This window comes from Pseudoalteromonas sp. 2CM32C, from assembly GCF_023161925.1.
Classification (GTDB): Bacteria; Pseudomonadota; Gammaproteobacteria; order Enterobacterales; family Alteromonadaceae; genus Pseudoalteromonas; species Pseudoalteromonas marina.
Genome location: NZ_JALNTI010000001.1, coordinates 31,947 through 48,177 on the forward strand (window position 1 = coordinate 31,947; position 16,231 = coordinate 48,177).

The 16,231-nt window shown below is 40.2% G+C and carries 15 protein-coding genes; 1 reads left to right on the forward strand and 14 read right to left on the reverse strand.

The features are described 5' to 3' along the window. Positions 1 to 206: 206 nt before the first annotated feature. Positions 207 to 449, forward strand: a complete 243-nt coding sequence (locus tag MTF67_RS00160; RefSeq protein WP_006793389.1) for a hypothetical protein — start codon at positions 207 to 209, stop codon at positions 447 to 449. A gap of 156 nt (positions 450 to 605) precedes the next feature. Here the strand turns inward: MTF67_RS00160 and MTF67_RS00165 are convergent, their stop codons facing one another. The 14 genes from MTF67_RS00165 to infB form a co-directional block, all read right to left on the reverse strand. After that, positions 606 to 821 carry a TIGR02450 family Trp-rich protein gene (locus MTF67_RS00165; RefSeq protein WP_008128120.1) on the reverse strand — a complete coding sequence of 72 codons (216 nt, stop codon included), beginning with the start codon at positions 819 to 821 and terminating at the stop codon, positions 606 to 608. A gap of 189 nt (positions 822 to 1,010) precedes the next feature. Beyond that, positions 1,011 to 1,343: a Na+/H+ antiporter subunit G gene (locus MTF67_RS00170; RefSeq protein ID WP_006793387.1), complete on the reverse strand. Its 333-nt coding sequence runs from the start codon at positions 1,341 to 1,343 to the stop codon at positions 1,011 to 1,013. A gap of 9 nt (positions 1,344 to 1,352) precedes the next feature. After that, positions 1,353 to 1,622, reverse strand: a complete 270-nt coding sequence (locus MTF67_RS00175) for a K+/H+ antiporter subunit F (RefSeq protein WP_006793386.1) — start codon at positions 1,620 to 1,622, stop codon at positions 1,353 to 1,355. After that, the gene (locus MTF67_RS00180) at positions 1,616 to 2,152 is read right to left on the reverse strand and encodes a Na+/H+ antiporter subunit E (protein WP_006793385.1); all 537 of its coding nucleotides are present in this window, start codon (positions 2,150 to 2,152) and stop codon (positions 1,616 to 1,618) included. The genes MTF67_RS00175 and MTF67_RS00180 overlap by 7 nt, the downstream gene beginning before the upstream one ends. Next, complete coding sequence (locus tag MTF67_RS00185; protein WP_248518441.1) at positions 2,152 to 3,669, reverse strand: monovalent cation/H+ antiporter subunit D; 1,518 nt, start codon at positions 3,667 to 3,669, stop codon at positions 2,152 to 2,154. Before MTF67_RS00185 ends, MTF67_RS00180 begins: the two co-directional genes overlap by 1 nt. Further along, on the reverse strand, positions 3,666 to 4,019 hold the full coding sequence (locus MTF67_RS00190; protein ID WP_006793383.1) for a Na+/H+ antiporter subunit C: 354 nt from the start codon (positions 4,017 to 4,019) through the stop codon (positions 3,666 to 3,668). The genes MTF67_RS00185 and MTF67_RS00190 overlap by 4 nt, the downstream gene beginning before the upstream one ends. Continuing rightward, complete coding sequence (locus MTF67_RS00195) at positions 4,019 to 6,811, reverse strand: monovalent cation/H+ antiporter subunit A (protein ID WP_248518442.1); 2,793 nt, start codon at positions 6,809 to 6,811, stop codon at positions 4,019 to 4,021. Before MTF67_RS00195 ends, MTF67_RS00190 begins: the two co-directional genes overlap by 1 nt. Positions 6,812 to 7,011: 200 nt before the next feature. Next, on the reverse strand, positions 7,012 to 8,121 hold the full coding sequence (locus MTF67_RS00200) for a hypothetical protein (RefSeq protein WP_248518443.1): 1,110 nt from the start codon (positions 8,119 to 8,121) through the stop codon (positions 7,012 to 7,014). 1 nt (position 8,122) lies between these two features. Continuing rightward, a complete protein-coding gene (gene nlpI, locus MTF67_RS00205) occupies positions 8,123 to 9,001 on the reverse strand; it encodes a lipoprotein NlpI (protein ID WP_010555983.1) in 879 nt (292 codons plus the stop codon). Positions 9,002 to 9,210: 209 nt separating this feature from the next. Beyond that, positions 9,211 to 11,337 (reverse strand): polyribonucleotide nucleotidyltransferase, encoded by a 2,127-nt coding sequence (pnp, locus tag MTF67_RS00210; RefSeq protein ID WP_006793378.1) that lies wholly within the window; start codon positions 11,335 to 11,337, stop codon positions 9,211 to 9,213. A 330-nt stretch (positions 11,338 to 11,667) separates the two neighbouring features. Beyond that, positions 11,668 to 11,937, reverse strand: coding sequence for a 30S ribosomal protein S15 (rpsO, locus tag MTF67_RS00215; RefSeq protein WP_006793376.1), 270 nt, complete (start codon positions 11,935 to 11,937; stop codon positions 11,668 to 11,670). A gap of 109 nt (positions 11,938 to 12,046) precedes the next feature. Then, complete coding sequence (gene truB, locus MTF67_RS00220; RefSeq protein ID WP_039036642.1) at positions 12,047 to 12,991, reverse strand: tRNA pseudouridine(55) synthase TruB; 945 nt, start codon at positions 12,989 to 12,991, stop codon at positions 12,047 to 12,049. A gap of 14 nt (positions 12,992 to 13,005) precedes the next feature. Then, complete coding sequence (gene rbfA / locus MTF67_RS00225; RefSeq protein ID WP_008128093.1) at positions 13,006 to 13,452, reverse strand: 30S ribosome-binding factor RbfA; 447 nt, start codon at positions 13,450 to 13,452, stop codon at positions 13,006 to 13,008. 109 nt (positions 13,453 to 13,561) lie between these two features. Then, positions 13,562 to 16,219, reverse strand: a complete 2,658-nt coding sequence (gene infB, locus MTF67_RS00230) for a translation initiation factor IF-2 (protein WP_006793373.1) — start codon at positions 16,217 to 16,219, stop codon at positions 13,562 to 13,564. Positions 16,220 to 16,231 lie beyond the last annotated feature (12 nt).

Below are 16,231 nucleotides of genomic sequence, written 5' to 3' on the forward strand. Positions count from 1 at the left end.
ACACATTAATGGTAAGTAAACTTTTAAAAATATAACTTACCAATTATTAATTTTAATAACTAGTTATTTATTACCAATAACTCATTATTCGCTTTCTGGGCTAGTTAAGTGTTTTAAACTAACAGCAATAACAATGCTAAAAATATAATTAGGTTAAAACCAAGTTACTTGAGATAATCTACCCGATACCATTATTTAGGTTAAATATGAAATTATTAGTTCGTAACTTATCTCGCACTACATCAGAGCAAGATCTTCGTACACTGTTTTCAGCGCACGGCAAAGTGACTACCTGTAACTTAGTACTCGATAAAGAAACTGGCCAATCTAAAGGATTTGCCTTTGTAGAAATGCCAAACGATATTGAAAGCAAAAGCGCTATTAAAGCACTTAACCAATTAACCGTTGATAAAAGTAAGATTCGCGTAAAATACGCAGATGAAAAATAGCTGTTAGCTAAACACTTTTTTAAACCAGCTAAATGCTGGTTTTTTATTGTTGGTGTTATTTTTTATCAATCTGATCTTCCCTAAAATTGATGGCTTTAAACTACTTTAACTATATGTTTAAATTTCAATCCATTAATTTATATAAATTTATTAAAGCTACTTCCAACCTTGACGCCATTTTTCTGTGTTTTTGAGATCGCGCCAACTAATGGGGTATTGGTTTTTAGAAAACACAGACTCAGTAACACACGCTATCACGTTAGCATCTTCATCGTACTCTACCTCCACAATTACAAAATGCTTTTCTTTATTAATGGCAGGCGTTGCAGTCCATTTGCTATTGAGTAATTTTTTTGGGTTTATGTTATTCATAAAATTTAAAGTTTCTTGTCAATTTGTAAGGCTTAATACGTGCAATTATGTTCTCAAGCTCAATTAATCACTCTTAAATAAAAGCGTTAACGACTTCTCTAATAACAAAAAACCGAATAAATTTCTTTATTCGGTTTAAGAACGCTCATTGGTATGACACTACCCAGATAGTGTAATAATTAATAAAGCTTAATCATCTTCAATATTGTCTAGGCCTTTGGTTCCCTCTTTTGGCTTAAGTTTGTGATGAATAGCCGACTTAATTAACATATAGCCACTTATTGGCGCGGTAATTAATAGAAATATAGTGATCAATATTTCCTTAACGCTTAAACCCGTTTCAGAGTTTGCAAAAAATACCATCGCGGCAATTAATATACTTGCCATACCTAAAGTGGTGGCCTTTGTTGGGCCATGTAAACGCATAAAAAAATCGGGCAGTTTTAATAAGCCTAACGAACCAATTAAAATAAACGTGCCGCCAAATAACAATAAAATTGATACAACCCACTCGCTAATCATCTTGCCACCCTATTCAATTATATCGCCACGTAGTAAATACTTACACACCGCAACAGTGCTTACAAACCCTAACATGGCTATCAACAATGCAGCCTCAAAATACAAGCCTGTTCCCATACTTATGCTGTATAAAACAATAAGTGCAATAACATTAATATACATAGTATCAAGGGCTAAAACTCTATCAGGAATCGAAGGCCCTATAATAAGGCGCCACAAATTAAGTAATAAAGAGAGCCCTATCATGGCAAAAACGATAAGTAATACGGTATCTAACATTGAAATATCTCCTTTAGTGGAGCTTCGTAACGCTTTTTAATATGCTTGATAAGCTCAGCTTCGTTATCAAGGTCAAGTACATGTATGAGCAAATAACGTTGTGTCATTTCCTCGCCCTGTGCTAACGATTCAGGAATAGGGTACACCTCCGCACTTACAGTACCGGGTGTTAACGACACACTGCTTGCTAAAATTGTAATCGGCATATCATGTGTTAAGTCTAAGGGGACTTTAATAAATGCGGGGCGTAATTTTTTGGAAGGCCCAACAATTAATAACGCAACCTGTAAGTTAGCTACAATAATATCGTAAAGTACAATTAAAAATTGTTTTAGAGCTAGCCCTGGCTTTAATATAAGCGGCTGAGGATCTCTAAACGAGAAGCTTAAAATAGGAATAAAAATAGCAAAAAATGTTGCCAGTACAATATGACCAACCGACACACTATTATTGAGCAACAACCATACTATAAACAAAAATAAGCTACGAAATGGTGTTGGTAACCAACGAAAACGGGCTTGCAGTCTCATTACATGCCTCCTTTTAGTACAGCATTTATGCCACCGCTAATATCATGTAATTGCGTAGCAGCACCTACCATGTATTCGCTAATCGGCCCGCCAAAAATAACTAATAATGGCGAACATGCGAGTAACCCTATAATTACCGTAACTTGTAATGGGTTTGCATCAGCGCAGTCTGGGCTTTCGCTGCGTTTATCTTTTCTTTCCCAAAACAAGCTTGTACCCGCACGAGAAAGTGCAACTAGCAATGCAAAGCTTGTTATTAAATAAACGGGCCAAAATACTAAGGCCTGCTCACTATTTAACGTCGATTTAAGTATCCATATTTTACCAACAAAGCCAGATAACGGCGGCATACCAACCACTGTTAAAGCGGCAACAACAAAACATGCCCCAAGTAAAAGCGGCTGTTTAACTGCACGCCCACCAACAAGCCTGTCGGCAACTTTACCACGTTGCTTAGCAATTAAGTCGGCTAATAAAAATAACGCGGCACTCACTAATGTTGAATGCACTAGGTAATACAATAATGCAGCCGTTGCATTTACATTTTGTAAAGCCACTAGCGCAACTAATGTACCTACCGACACTAAAACTAAATTAGCAGTTAACTTACGCAAGTCTTGCGCGGCTATTGCGCCCATAGCTCCGACGATAATAGTGGCAATTGCTAATCCCCAAAGCCAAGGTTGTACCATGTGCTCAAGTGCACCCGCCTGTTCACCAAATATAACGGTGTAAACACGCAGCATGGCATAAACGCCCACCTTAGTCATAATAGCAAATAAGGCTGCAACAACAGGTTTAGCGCTTGCATAGGTATTTGGAAGCCATAAATGTAGGGGCAATAATGCACCTTTTAAAGCAAATACAATAAGTAGTAATAAACCACCGGCTTTAGCAATAAATACATCGTCACCATTAAGTTGTGATACCTTTTGCGCCATATCAGCTATATTCAATGTACCTAATACGCCATATAAAATACCTAATCCTATTAAAAATACACTTGAGCCCACTAAATTTAAAATGACATATTGTAGCGCTGCACGTGTGTTTTGTTTGTCGCCACCGTGCATAAGTAATGCATACGATGCAATAAGTAAAACTTCAAAAAATACAAACAGGTTAAACAAATCACCCGTTAAAAAAGCGCCGTTAACACCCAATACTAAGAAATGAACAAGTGGGTGATAAAAGCTCCCTTTTTCATCATCGCCTGCACTGCCATATAAAATGGCCCCAAGCCCTAAAAACGAGGTTAGCGCTACGAGTAATGTTGATAAATTGTCGGCCACAAGTACTATCCCAAAAGGGGCTGACCAATCACCAATGGCATAAACACTGATGCCCGTATTGTAAATATGCATTAATAAAAACACACTGACGGAAAACGTAATAAGCGCCATAGCATTTGATGCGTAACGGCGAATCTTTACACTTTTACCACACGGTGGAAGTAACAAAATAACCGCTGCAAGCATAGGTAATAAAATAGGTAAGGATGCTAAATGTTGAATCATTTTTGCTCCTTAACTACAGCAGCTGATTTAACTGGGCTTCCATCAACATGATCGCTCCCTAAATCAGCACGTCCACGAATAGCCAAAATAACCACAAATGCTGTCATTGCAAAACCAATTACAATTGCAGTTAAAACCAAGGCTTGAGGAAGTGGATCGGCGTAATCTGCCCCGGTACCAAGTACCACTGCTTTATTTATAGTTAAACGCCCCGATGAAAATAAAAATAAGTTTACTGCATACGAAATCATGGTAAGACCTAGTACTACAGGAAACGTCCGTGCTCTCAACAGTAAAAATATACCGCAGCTAACTAATACACCAACGCACGATGCGTATAATAGCTCCATTAAATATTCACCTCTTTTTTAGGGGCATCGGAAGTCATATTACCCAAACTAGCTAAAATCATTAATGTTGCACCTACTACGGTGAGGTACACGCCAAGGTCAAACACAATTGCACTAGCAAGTTCTGTTTTACCTACAAACGGAATATCAAAGTAATCAAACCACGTGGTTAAAAATGGCCTACCGAAGAACCAGCTGCCTACACCAGTAAACATGGCGATACCTATCCCCGAGGCAATAATTTTACGGTAGTTGATGTCAAAACGCTCGGTGATCCAGTTAGAGCCATGTGCCATGTACTGCAAGATGAAAGCAATTGACGTAACCAAACCAGCAATAAAACCACCGCCTGGTAAGTTGTGACCACGCAAGAATATATACGCTGATACTAACAACGCCAACGGCAATAAGCTTTGTGAAATACTTGCAAGTAATATTGGGTAACGCTCACGCGCCCATGGACGTCCTTCGCTATCACTGGCAGGCATAAATAATGGGATACGTGAAAGCACTTTAAATATACCTAATGCGGCTATACCCAGTACCGTTATTTCACCTAGGGTGTCAAATCCCCTAAAGTCGACCAAAATAACGTTAACCACGTTTGTACCGCCACCACCTGTTTTGGCATTAGCGATAAAGTAGTCAGAAATAGAATTTAACGGACGCGTTAATATCGCATAACAAATACTCGCAACCACTACACCAATAGTAGAGGCAATTCCTAAGTCGCGCAGTACTCGCAACGAGCTAGACTCTTTAGGCGTATGTTGAGGTAAAAAGAACAACGCAAGCATAAGCAATATAATAGTGGCCACCTCAACAGTAAGCTGAGTTAACGCTAAATCTGGCGCAGAAAAACGAGTGAATAAAACCGACACCATTAAGCCTACAATAGACAGCATCAACAGTGCGACCATTCTCGACCTGTGCCAAATAACGGTGGCTATTGCGCCAATTATTAATAAACCAGCACCAATCGCATTATGCACATCAACAGGTGTGCGCGGCATACTGCCAGCTAATTGTTGCATTTCAAATAATGGCCAACCGGCACAAAGTAATACGACACCCAGCATAATAACCAAATAGCGCTGTAAAGAACCATTTTCAGTGCTGTTAATCTTGCTCTGACACCATGCAACTACACTCAGCACTGCACGTTCAAAGGTTTTTTTAGCATTAAGTGTGGGAAGTGATGCCTGAAATTGAAATAAATATTTGCGATTCACGTAAATAAACAAACCACCTACAACGGCCATTGCACTCATCAGTAACGGTAGATTAAAACCATGCCAAATTGTTAACTTGTACTCTGGCATCGCCTCCCCTAACACCGCTAATGACGCCGCAGATAAAATACTATCAACAGTAAAGCTTGGGAAAATACCCACCAAAATACATAGCACAACCAGTATTTCTATTGGCACACGCATATAACGTGGTGGTTCATGCGGTGTTCTAGGCAAGTCGATTGGGTCGCCGTTAAAAAATACATCGTGAATAAAACGTGCTGAATAAGCTACTGCAAATGCGCCTGCCACCGTTGCAAGTACCGGTATTAACCATGACATAGATCCAAGTACTTGTTGATGTAGTGTTTCGGCAAAAAACATTTCTTTAGATAAGAAACCATTGAGTAGAGGTACGCCCGCCATAGCAGCAGCAGCAACCATTGCAAGAGTCGCGGTATAAGGCATAAATCGCCACATACCATTAAGTTTACGCATATCACGCGTGCCTGTTTCATGGTCAATAATACCAGTAGCCATAAATAACGACGCTTTAAATGTTGCGTGGTTAATTATATGGAATATGGCTGCAACCGTTGCAAGCTCGGTATCAAGGCCAAGCAATAGCGTGATCAAACCTAAATGGCTGATTGTCGAATACGCAAGTAACCCCTTTAAATCGTGCTTAAATAACGCTATGTAAGCACCAAATAACAATGTAGCTAAACCAGTTAAACCAACTAATAAAAACCACATTTCGGTTCCAGCTAAAGCTGGATAAAAGCGCGCAAGTAAAAAGATACCGGCTTTAACCATCGTTGCTGAGTGCAAGTAAGCGCTAACGGGCGTAGGTGCTGCCATTGCATGAGGTAACCAAAAATGAAACGGAAACTGAGCTGATTTAGTAAATGCACCCAGCAATACTAAAACAAGTGCTAACTCGTATAAATCATGGGATTGAATAATGGCTTTACTTGCCAAAATAACATCCAAGTCATAACTGCCAACAATATCACCTAGCAACATTAACCCGCCAAGTAGTGCTAAACCACCCGCACCCGTTACGGCTAAAGCCATTCGCGCGCCCTTACGCGCTTCAGATTTATGCCACCAATAACTTATCAATAAAAAAGAACTGATACTGGTTAATTCCCAAAATAGCCATAGCTGTATAACGTTATTAGACATAACAATGCCTAGCATTGCAGTCATAAATAACATTAAGTAGCTATAAAGCTTAGCCATTGAGTCATTGGCGCTGAGGTAATAACGTGTATATACAATAACAAGCAAACCAATGCCTAATATCATAAACATAAACAAAAGGCTTAAACCGTCTATACGAAGCGATAAATCTAGACCAATAGAGGGGATCCACGCTAAGGAATAGCGGATAGTTTCACCGGCAAGAACCGCAGGTGCATGGTATAAAGTAATACCCAAAGCGGTTAACGGTGCAAGCACAGTAGCAAATGTACTTTGATTGCGAGAAAGTTTGCCTGTGAATGCAGAAATAACACTGCCAATCAAGGATAACAAGGGTATCCAGAGCAAAGTCATAATGTAGGGCCTTTTATAATCATAAGTTTATCAGGGCGCCACTTTTATACATTAAGTGATGCTTTTACTGCCTGTTTTTAAACGACATTAATGGTAATAGTTATACTCAATAACAGATATTTTGTCTATAAAAAGCGAAGTATGTTGAGTTAATTTTAAGTGAGAAAATAGGGACTTAAAAACCAATGGTTATAGACATATTAACGCTTAATTTTATCTATATGTGCTAACCAAAGGGCCCTGTATTGATCAGAGAGCTTTATCTGTTGATATTCTAGAATTGACCAGTCTTTACTTGGTTTGTAGGCTACACCGCCACTCTGGCAGCTTTTACTTCTATGCCAACCTTTTGGTGATTTTTCATCTTTTTGTGCAATATATAAGTTAGGAGCAACTAAGCCTCTCATTTTACACAACCAAGCCTGCTTAGCTTTGGGTAAAACATACTCATCTTCAAAGCCATTAAAGTGCATTAGCTCATGCAAAAAAATTCCATAATTAGCATCTGAATTTAATTGCATAATGCCTCGGCTAACATTAGCACTTCCATATTTGGGCATCATTACAACAAAATCAAATTTTCTTAAAAATTGTTTATTTATTAAAGTAGATTGCCAATCACAATTAGCCGCTTCGCTCATGCTATTATTGCACTTTAAAGCACCACCCACATACACTGGCTTACTAAAGCAAAAAGTGTCCTGTCTTGGCTCTGGATTTTTATTATAAGTTTTGATTAATGCCGATAACTTATAAAGTCCACTTCGATGATCGCTCATCGTTAAAACGTTAAACTGACATTTTCTGTTTACCGCAATAATAGAGTTTAACGATAAAAAGCCCAATGAGTGCAAAAATGGTTCGGGGATCTGTGTGTGAATAACACCATTGTGTAAGTTAAGGTGATTTAATACAAAACCAGGCTCTAGGTAGCCTAACGTGTTTAATAATTTAAGATCGTCCCACTGCTTATTAACAAGTAATTGCTGGGCTAACTTGGCAAGCTGAAAATTACTTATTTTTGGTAAACTCTGTCGCCAAAATAATTTCGCTGCTTCAGCTTGGTCTTTTTTGATCAGGTGTAAAGAATACTCGTATTGAGCAGAAGGTATGTGATGCCTAGCAAGTAGGCCAAGAGTCTTTTTAGGCAGTTTATTTATATTTGCTAAAAAGTAGCGAGGAAACTGCCAATATAATTGTAGCGGTTCGGCTTTGGCATTTAATACCTGCCAAAAGCCAATACCACCATAGCTGTTGCTCGACCCTGCAACCAACAAGCTAAAAAGTAATGCTAATGTTGTTTTTAACACACTAACTGGCGTCTGCTTCCATTAAAAGTTCAAGCTCTAAGCGAGCATATTTATATTCTATGAACTCATGTACATTAGTAGATAGTGCCAATCTAAAATAATCAGCGGCAACATAGGTATCACCCGCTGCTTGGTGAAGTTTTGCTAAGTAAAAATAAGCTTCGCACAAACGCTGGGCATATTCTTGTTCTGACTTAACGCCATCGCTTACACCAGATAAAAATGTATGCTCACTCATATCACCCGCAAAAAGTGAGATTAACTGATATGCCCATTGCGAATCATCAAGCGCTTTAGAGTTAGTTTTTAGTTCAGCAACTGCTGAATCTTTGTCTAATTTAGCTTGTGCTAAATACACCCACAATACGCGATAAGGGTCATTAGGAGAACGCGCTAAAAATTGACTGAAGTCTGTTTTTGCAATACTGGGCCTATCGCCATAATAAAGTGCAATACCGCGGTTCAAGTAAGCGTATTCGTGTTCTTCATCTAGCTCTAACGCAGAATCAAAAAGCTCGTACGCTTTTTCATATTGCTGCATTAATGTGTGTTGAATACCTAAAAAATTATATACCTCAGCTAAGTCAGGCTTAAGTTTTACCGCACGGTTAAAGTCAATGCGCGATAAAGTGGTCATGCCTAAACTATCAAACAGCACTCCGCGATCGTAATATAACTTTGCTTGTTGCTCTGGCGTTAAATCAGCTCTATTAAGTAATTCTGAATAACGTGCGATAGCTATTTCACTGCGAAAATCAGACGCTAAGGGCGCAGTGAAAGGCACGTTTACTACAGGTGCTGATTCTGATTGGGTTGTTGTTTGGCAAGCGCTTAAAGACAAAATAGCAAAAGACGCCAAAGCAATGTGTTTGAAAATCATTAAAATCCTTAATACCAAGGTTGGTAGCATTATGACTGACGACAAGTGATTTGGTTCATAGTTGCACATACACTATGTATCATCGCAAGTAATTTAGCTTCCTTGAATAATCTTTGTTTAAATTCAAGTCCCTCATTAAAGCATAAAAAAAGGGGCTAAACAGCCCCCTTTTATATTATCCAGAAAATATCTAGATTGAGTATTAGCAATTAAGCGTCAGTTGACGTATCTGCCGCTGGCGCAGCTGATTCCATTGCTTCTTTAATACTAAGACGTACACGGCCTTGACGGTCTACTTCTAGTACTTTAACTTTAACTTCTTGACCTTCGCTAAGGTGATCAGCAACGTTATTAACGCGCTCTGTGCTAATTTGAGAAATATGCACTAAACCATCTTTACCAGGAAGAATATTTACAAACGCACCGAAATCTACAATACGTACAACTTTACCTTCGTAGATAGTACCTACTTCAAGTTCTGCTGTTAATTGCTCAATACGGCTGATTGCATTTGCAGCACTTTCACCGTCAGTAGCGGCAATTTTAATTGTGCCGTCATCACCGATTTCAATTGTTGTGCCTGTTTCTTCAGTAAGTTGACGAATAGTAGCGCCACCTTTACCAATAACTTCAGCAATTTTCTTCTGTGGAATTTTCATTGTGTAAATGCGCGGAGCAAACATTGAAAGCTCTTCAGAAGGAGCAGAAATCGCTTCGTCCATCACTTCTAATATGTGTAAACGTGCTGCTTTTGCTTGTTTAAGCGCAATTTGCATGATTTCTTGTGTGATACCTTCAATCTTGATATCCATTTGCAATGCAGTGATACCGTTAGTAGTACCCGCTACTTTAAAGTCCATGTCACCTAAGTGATCTTCATCACCTAAGATGTCAGAAAGAACAACGAATTTCTCGTCTTCTTTAACTAGACCCATAGCAATACCTGCAACAGATGCTTTAATTGGAACACCCGCGTTCATAAGTGCTAGTGATGTACCACACACAGATGCCATTGAAGATGAACCGTTTGATTCAGTGATTTCTGATACAACACGGATTGAATATGGGAAGTCAGTCAATGTTGGCATTACTGCTTGGATACCACGCTTAGCTAGGTTACCGTGGCCAATTTCACGACGCTTAGGAGAACCAACAAAACCAGTTTCACCTACACAGAATGGAGGGAAGTTGTAGTTAAGCATAAAGTGGTTTTTGTGCGTGCCCGTTAAATCGTCGATTAACTGTGAATCACGTTCTGTACCAAGCGTTGCTGTTACTAATGCTTGTGTTTCACCACGTGTGAAGATAGCAGAACCGTGAGTACGCGGTAATACGCCAGTCATTACGTCTAGTGCACGGATCATATCTGGTTCACGACCATCGATACGTTTTTCGCCTGCAGCGATACGGCCACGAACAATTTTCTTCTCAAGTGAACCGAATACTTTACCCACTTCTTGCTTATCAAGCGTTTCGCCTTCAGCAAGCTCGCTTGAAAGTGCTTCGATAACTGCATCTTTAGCTACGCCAAGTGCTTCCTTACGCGCTACTTTATCAGTAATACGGTAAGCTTCGCCTACTTTATCAGCAGCAAGTTCAGCTACTTTCTCTTCAAGAGATACGTTTTTCTCAGGTGCAGTCCAATCCCAAGTAGGCTTGCCTGCTTCTGCTTTAAATTCGTTAATAGCATTGATGATAGACTGTGATTGCTCATGGCCGTATACAACCGCGCCTAGCATTACGTCTTCAGCAAGTACGTCTGCTTCTGATTCAACCATAAGTACTGCGTTATCAGTACCAGCAACAACTAAATCAAGTTGGCTCTCTTCAAGTTCTTTTAACGTTGGGTTAAGAACGTATTCACCACCAATGTAACCAACACGAGCTGCACCAATTGGACCACTGAACGGGATACCAGAGATAGCAAGTGCTGCTGATGTACCAATCATCGCAACCATATCAGGTTGGATTTCAGGGTTTACAGATACAACAGTTGCAATAACTTGTACTTCGTTTACAAAACCATTTGGGAAAAGTGGACGAATTGGACGGTCAATAAGACGTGCAATTAGTGTTTCGCCATCGTTAGGACGACCTTCACGCTTAAGGAAACCACCTGGGATACGACCTGCAGCGTACATACGCTCTTGGTAGTTAACTGTTAGTGGGAAGAAGTCTTGACCTGGCTGTGCTTCACGCTTACCAACAACCGTTACTAGTACTGACGTATCGCCAATGCTTGCTAGTACTGCGCCGTCTGCTTGACGTGCGATTGCACCTGTTTCTAGGGTTACAGTGTGTTGACCTAGTTGAAATTCTTTTATAATTGCTTGCACTTAAAATATCCTTTAAATCTAAATAAGTGTTCCATCAAAGTACCAATTACAGTACATAATTGTATTCAGTTGGAAATCAATTAAGTACTACAATTGGCAATGATGTTAATAACCGTAGATAAACCTTTTTATCTACGCGCACAGTATATACCAAAGCCACGTAAAAATGCGAGTCCAGCAAACAGTTTTAGTTTGTGTGTTTGGCATCTAATTGGCTCGAATTAATGAGAGCGACTACAGATAGCTTTAAAGGTGACATTGCGATGTAATTTGTTAAATTTCAGGCACAAAAAAAGGAGCTAAAAAGCTCCTTTTCTCGTAATCAAGTTCTTAGCGACGTAGGCCAAGTTCTTTGATTAGTGCAGTATAACGCGAGATATCTTTACCTTTAAGGTAATCAAGCAGTTTACGGCGAGTGCTTACTTTACGAAGCAGACCACGACGTGAGTGGAAGTCATGCTTGTGATCAGCAAAGTGACCTTGAAGCTTGTTGATATCAAAAGTAAGTAATGCTACTTGTACTTCAGGTGAACCAGTGTCGCCTTCAGCACGTGCGAATTTAGCAATGATATCGATTTTTTCTTGATTGCTTAGTGACATAGTAACTCCAAAAATTAAATTTAAAAGGTGTCTCAGCCGATCACTAATTCAGCCAAAACGATTAAGCGGGCGTATTCTACCAAGTATAATAATAACTACAAGTTAAACTTTACTCTGCCTGCTGGTTTGATAGACCGCGTTTTGATTTTAAATGGCCATCAGGGTTTTTCTCGCCTGTGCCTATAAACACACCATCGGCTAATACCTTTATTGCACCATCAGGTAATTCTTTACCAATAACTACAGCTTGCCCATGGCTAAATGAAACACCCTGCTCTTTAGTGATTTCCACAACCGGTAAATCAACTAGAGCGGTGTCCATTGGCAAAAGCAGTTCGTCAAGGTAGGTTGACGGAACGGTTTCTTCGTCTTTGGCTTTAGCTAGTAACGATTCTAACTGCTCTATCGATACCATTTTATCTGCGGGGTAATGGCCAACAGCCGAGCGATGAAGCATAATTACATGAGCACCACAGCCTAAGTTTTCACCTAAGTCATCAACAATAGTACGAATGTAAGTCCCTTTAGAAACGTGAGCTGTCATTTGTACTTCATTATTCGCTTCATCAAACTCATCAAGCGTTAGGCTAAATACATTTATTTTTCTGCATTTTCGAGGAACTTCAATCCCTTCACGCGCATATTTATACAAAGGTTTCCCTTCATACTTAAGCGCAGAATACATCGATGGATACTGATCAGATTCACCTAAAAACGCTGAAATTTCTTGCTTTAGTTGATCAACAGTTACGTTTACATCTCGCGTCTGAACTATTTCACCATCAGAGTCTGATGTTGTTGTTCTTTCACCTAACTTAGCTCGCACAACATAGGTTTTATCGGTATCAAGTAAAAACTGAGTAAACTTAGTCGCTTCACCAAAACAGATTGGCAGCATACCGGTAGCAAGCGGGTCGAGTGCACCTGTGTGCCCCGCCTTTTGGGCAAAATAGATACCTTTTGCTTGCTGTAATGCCTTGTTTGACGAAATACCTTTGGGTTTATCTAACAACAAAATCCCGTCTATTGGACGGCCTTTACTGCGTCTTGCCATCGCTATATGCCTTCTTAGCTATCTTTATCATCTGCTTGTTTAATGTTGTCATCTGAGTTCGACGCATCATCAACACTGCTATCGTCTTCATTGACGTGTTTTGCGTTATCTTCTCTGATGATTGTGTCCACTAAGTTAGAGATACGCATCCCTTCCATTAATGAATTATCAACCACAAACTTTAGCTCTGGCATAATACGAGCACGAATCCGCTTGCCTAAAAGCGAACGAATATAGCCCGTAGCTTCGTTAAGTACTTTTGCGCTTTGCTTTGCTGCATCTTCATCTTTTGTGTTAAACACAGTGATGAAAATTTTTGCATAAGATAAATCGCGCGATACTTCTACCGCAGACACTGTCACCATGCCTAAGCGCGGATCTTTAATTTCGCGTTGTAAAATCACAGCAATTTCTTTTTGGATTTGCTGGCCAACACGATCAGTGCGAGAAAATTCTCTCATGAAACTTGTCCTAAAAATGTAACTTATTGAAATTTAATAATAAGCTAATTAAGTAATAGATACACAAATGGGGGCTAAGCCCCCATTTATTTGTTTAGTGAGCTAACAATTATAGAGTACGTTGTACTTCAACTGTTTCAAATACTTCGATTTGGTCACCAACACGTACGTCATTGTAGTTCTTAACACCGATACCACATTCCATACCATTACGCACTTCTTGCACATCGTCTTTAAAGCGACGAAGTGATTCAAGTTCGCCTTCGTATATAACCACGTTATCACGTAGTACACGGATAGGCGCGCTGCGCTTAATAACACCTTCAGTCACCATACAACCAGCAATTGCGCCAATTTTTGGTGATTTGAACACGTCACGAACCTGAGCAAGACCAATAATTTCTTGCTTAAATTCTGGTGCAAGCATACCTGACATCGCTTGCTTAACTTCTTCGATTAAGGCGTAAATAACGCTGTAGTAGCGTAAGTCGAGGTTCTCAGAATCAATCACTTTACGTGCAGATGCATCAGCACGAACGTTAAAGCCAACAACAATCGCGTTAGACGCCGCAGCAAGCGTTGCATCTGTTTCTGTGATTCCACCAACGCCAGACCCCACAATCTTCACTTTTACTTCGTCAGTAGAAAGCTTAGTTAGTGAATCAGAAATCGCTTCGATAGAACCTTGAACGTCTGCTTTAAGTACCACGTTAACTTCAGAAACGTCACCTTCAGCCATGTTAGTAAACATGTTTTCAAGTTTCGCTTTTTGCTGGCGTGCTAATTTAACATCACGGAATTTACCTTGACGGTATAATGCAACTTCACGCGCTTTACGCTCGTCTTTAACTACCGTTGCTTCATCACCGGCTGCAGGGATACCAGATAGACCTAAAATCTCTACTGGAATAGAAGGACCTGCAGACTTGATATCTTTACCGTTTTCATCACGCATAGCACGAACACGGCCATACTCAAGACCACATAATACAATGTCACCTTGGTTAAGTGTACCTGACTGAACAAGGATAGACGCTACTGGACCACGGCCTTTATCAAGACGCGATTCAATTACAACACCTGCAGCCATACCTTGACTTGGTGCAGTTAGTTCTAATAGCTCAGATTGCATAAGTACGGCTTCAAGTAGTTCATCAATACCTAAGCCTGTTTTAGCTGAGATATGAACGTACTGCGTGTCGCCGCCCCATTCTTCTGGGATAACGTCAAGCTGTGCTAGCTCGTTCTTAACGCGATCTGGATCTGCGCCTTCTTTATCCATTTTGTTCACAGCAATGATTAAAGGAACACCCGCTGCGCGAGCATGCTGTACCGCTTCTTTAGTCTGTGGCATTACACCATCATCGGCTGCAACTACTAGGATTACAATATCTGTTGCTTTAGCACCACGAGCACGCATTGATGTAAACGCGGCGTGACCCGGAGTATCTAAAAATGTGATCATGTTGCCATTTGTTTCAACATGGTATGCACCAATATGCTGCGTAATACCACCGGCTTCGCCTGAAGCAACTTTTGCTGAACGAATGTAATCAAGCGTTGATGTTTTACCATGGTCAACGTGACCCATTACAGTAACAACTGGAGCACGAGGCTCTGACTTACCATCTTCATGGCGGTCGTTAAGTACTGTTTGCTCTAATTCGTTTTCTTTAACGATAATAACTTTATGGCCCATTTCTTCTGCTACAAGTTGCGCAGTTTCTTGGTCAATAACTTGGTTAATTGTAACCATGTCACCCATTTTCATCATTGTTTTTACAACTTCAGCGCCTTTAACTGCCATGCGTGATGCAAGCTCAGCCACTGTAATTGTTTCGCTAATGCGTACTTCATTTTTTACATCAGCTGTTGGTTTTTGGAAACCATGCTGTAATGATGCAGGTGCTTTCAGCTTACCTTTTTTACCCTTAGACGCTGCAAACTTATCTTTTGCTGGCGCTTTTTTCTTTTTCTTAGCACGGCGAGAGCCTTGCTCTTCACGAGCATCAGCTACATCTTCTGCTTCACGTGCGTAAGTTGAAGTCGTAAGGTGGTGATCTGCTGTTTCTTCACGCTTCTTACGCTCTTCCTCTTCTTTCTTCCAACGAGCCGAGTTTTCTTCAGCTAGTTTTCTTGCTTCTTCTGCCTGACGTTTCGCTTCTTCTTCAGCTTTCTTCAATGCGGCCTCTTCTGCTTCTTTTTGCAGACGCTCAGCTTCGATGCGATCTTTCTCAGACTTAGCACTTTGCTCTGGGGTCATCTGCTTTTGTTTCGCTTTACGTTCAGCGTCTGCTTTACGTTTAGCTTCTTCTTTGGCTTTACGATCAGCGTCTTCTTTCGCTTTACGTTCTGCCTCTTGTTTTGCCTTTAACTCAGCTGCAGCTTGTTCAGCTTTTTGCTGCTCTTCAAGACGGGCTTTTTCTTCAGCGGCTAAGCGTTGTTGCTCTTGCTCTTGTTCCATCGCGCTTTTCTTCACGTATGTACGTGTTTTGCGAACTTCAACCTGAACCGCCTTCGCTTTACCTGTAGAGCCAGTCACATTTAATGTGCTTTTGCTCTTACGCTGTAAAGTCATGCGTGCAGGACCTTCAGAGCCCGTGCCGCCATGTGATTTGCTTAAATGATCAAGTAACGTTGCTTTTTCAGCTTCAGTTACATTATCAGTTGCCTGCTTAGTGATACCCGCTTGCGAAAATTGCTGTAGCAATTTATCAACAGTTGTACCTATATCGCCGGCTAGTTTTTCAACATTTACTTCTGCCATAGTGTGTAATAC

Excerpts from the sequence above, each read along its gene's own strand:
- MTF67_RS00190 (WP_006793383.1), bottom strand. The coding sequence starts at position 4,019 with ATGGAGCTATTATACGCATCGTGCGTTGGTGTATTAGTTAGCTGCGGT.
- truB (WP_039036642.1), bottom strand. The coding sequence starts at position 12,991 with ATGGCAAGACGCAGTAAAGGCCGTCCAATAGACGGGATTTTGTTGTTA.
- MTF67_RS00180 (WP_006793385.1), bottom strand. The coding sequence starts at position 2,152 with ATGAGACTGCAAGCCCGTTTTCGTTGGTTACCAACACCATTTCGTAGC.
- MTF67_RS00170 (WP_006793387.1), bottom strand. The coding sequence starts at position 1,343 with ATGATTAGCGAGTGGGTTGTATCAATTTTATTGTTATTTGGCGGCACG.
- MTF67_RS00185 (WP_248518441.1), bottom strand. The coding sequence starts at position 3,669 with ATGATTCAACATTTAGCATCCTTACCTATTTTATTACCTATGCTTGCA.
- MTF67_RS00195 (WP_248518442.1), bottom strand. The coding sequence starts at position 6,811 with ATGACTTTGCTCTGGATACCCTTGTTATCCTTGATTGGCAGTGTTATT.
- nlpI (WP_010555983.1), bottom strand. The coding sequence starts at position 9,001 with ATGATTTTCAAACACATTGCTTTGGCGTCTTTTGCTATTTTGTCTTTA.
- MTF67_RS00165 (WP_008128120.1), bottom strand. The coding sequence starts at position 821 with ATGAATAACATAAACCCAAAAAAATTACTCAATAGCAAATGGACTGCA.
- MTF67_RS00175 (WP_006793386.1), bottom strand. The coding sequence starts at position 1,622 with ATGTTAGATACCGTATTACTTATCGTTTTTGCCATGATAGGGCTCTCT.
- rpsO (WP_006793376.1), bottom strand. The coding sequence starts at position 11,937 with ATGTCACTAAGCAATCAAGAAAAAATCGATATCATTGCTAAATTCGCA.
- rbfA (WP_008128093.1), bottom strand. The coding sequence starts at position 13,452 with ATGAGAGAATTTTCTCGCACTGATCGTGTTGGCCAGCAAATCCAAAAA.
- MTF67_RS00160 (WP_006793389.1), top strand. The coding sequence starts at position 207 with ATGAAATTATTAGTTCGTAACTTATCTCGCACTACATCAGAGCAAGAT.
- infB (WP_006793373.1), bottom strand. The coding sequence starts at position 16,219 with ATGGCAGAAGTAAATGTTGAAAAACTAGCCGGCGATATAGGTACAACT.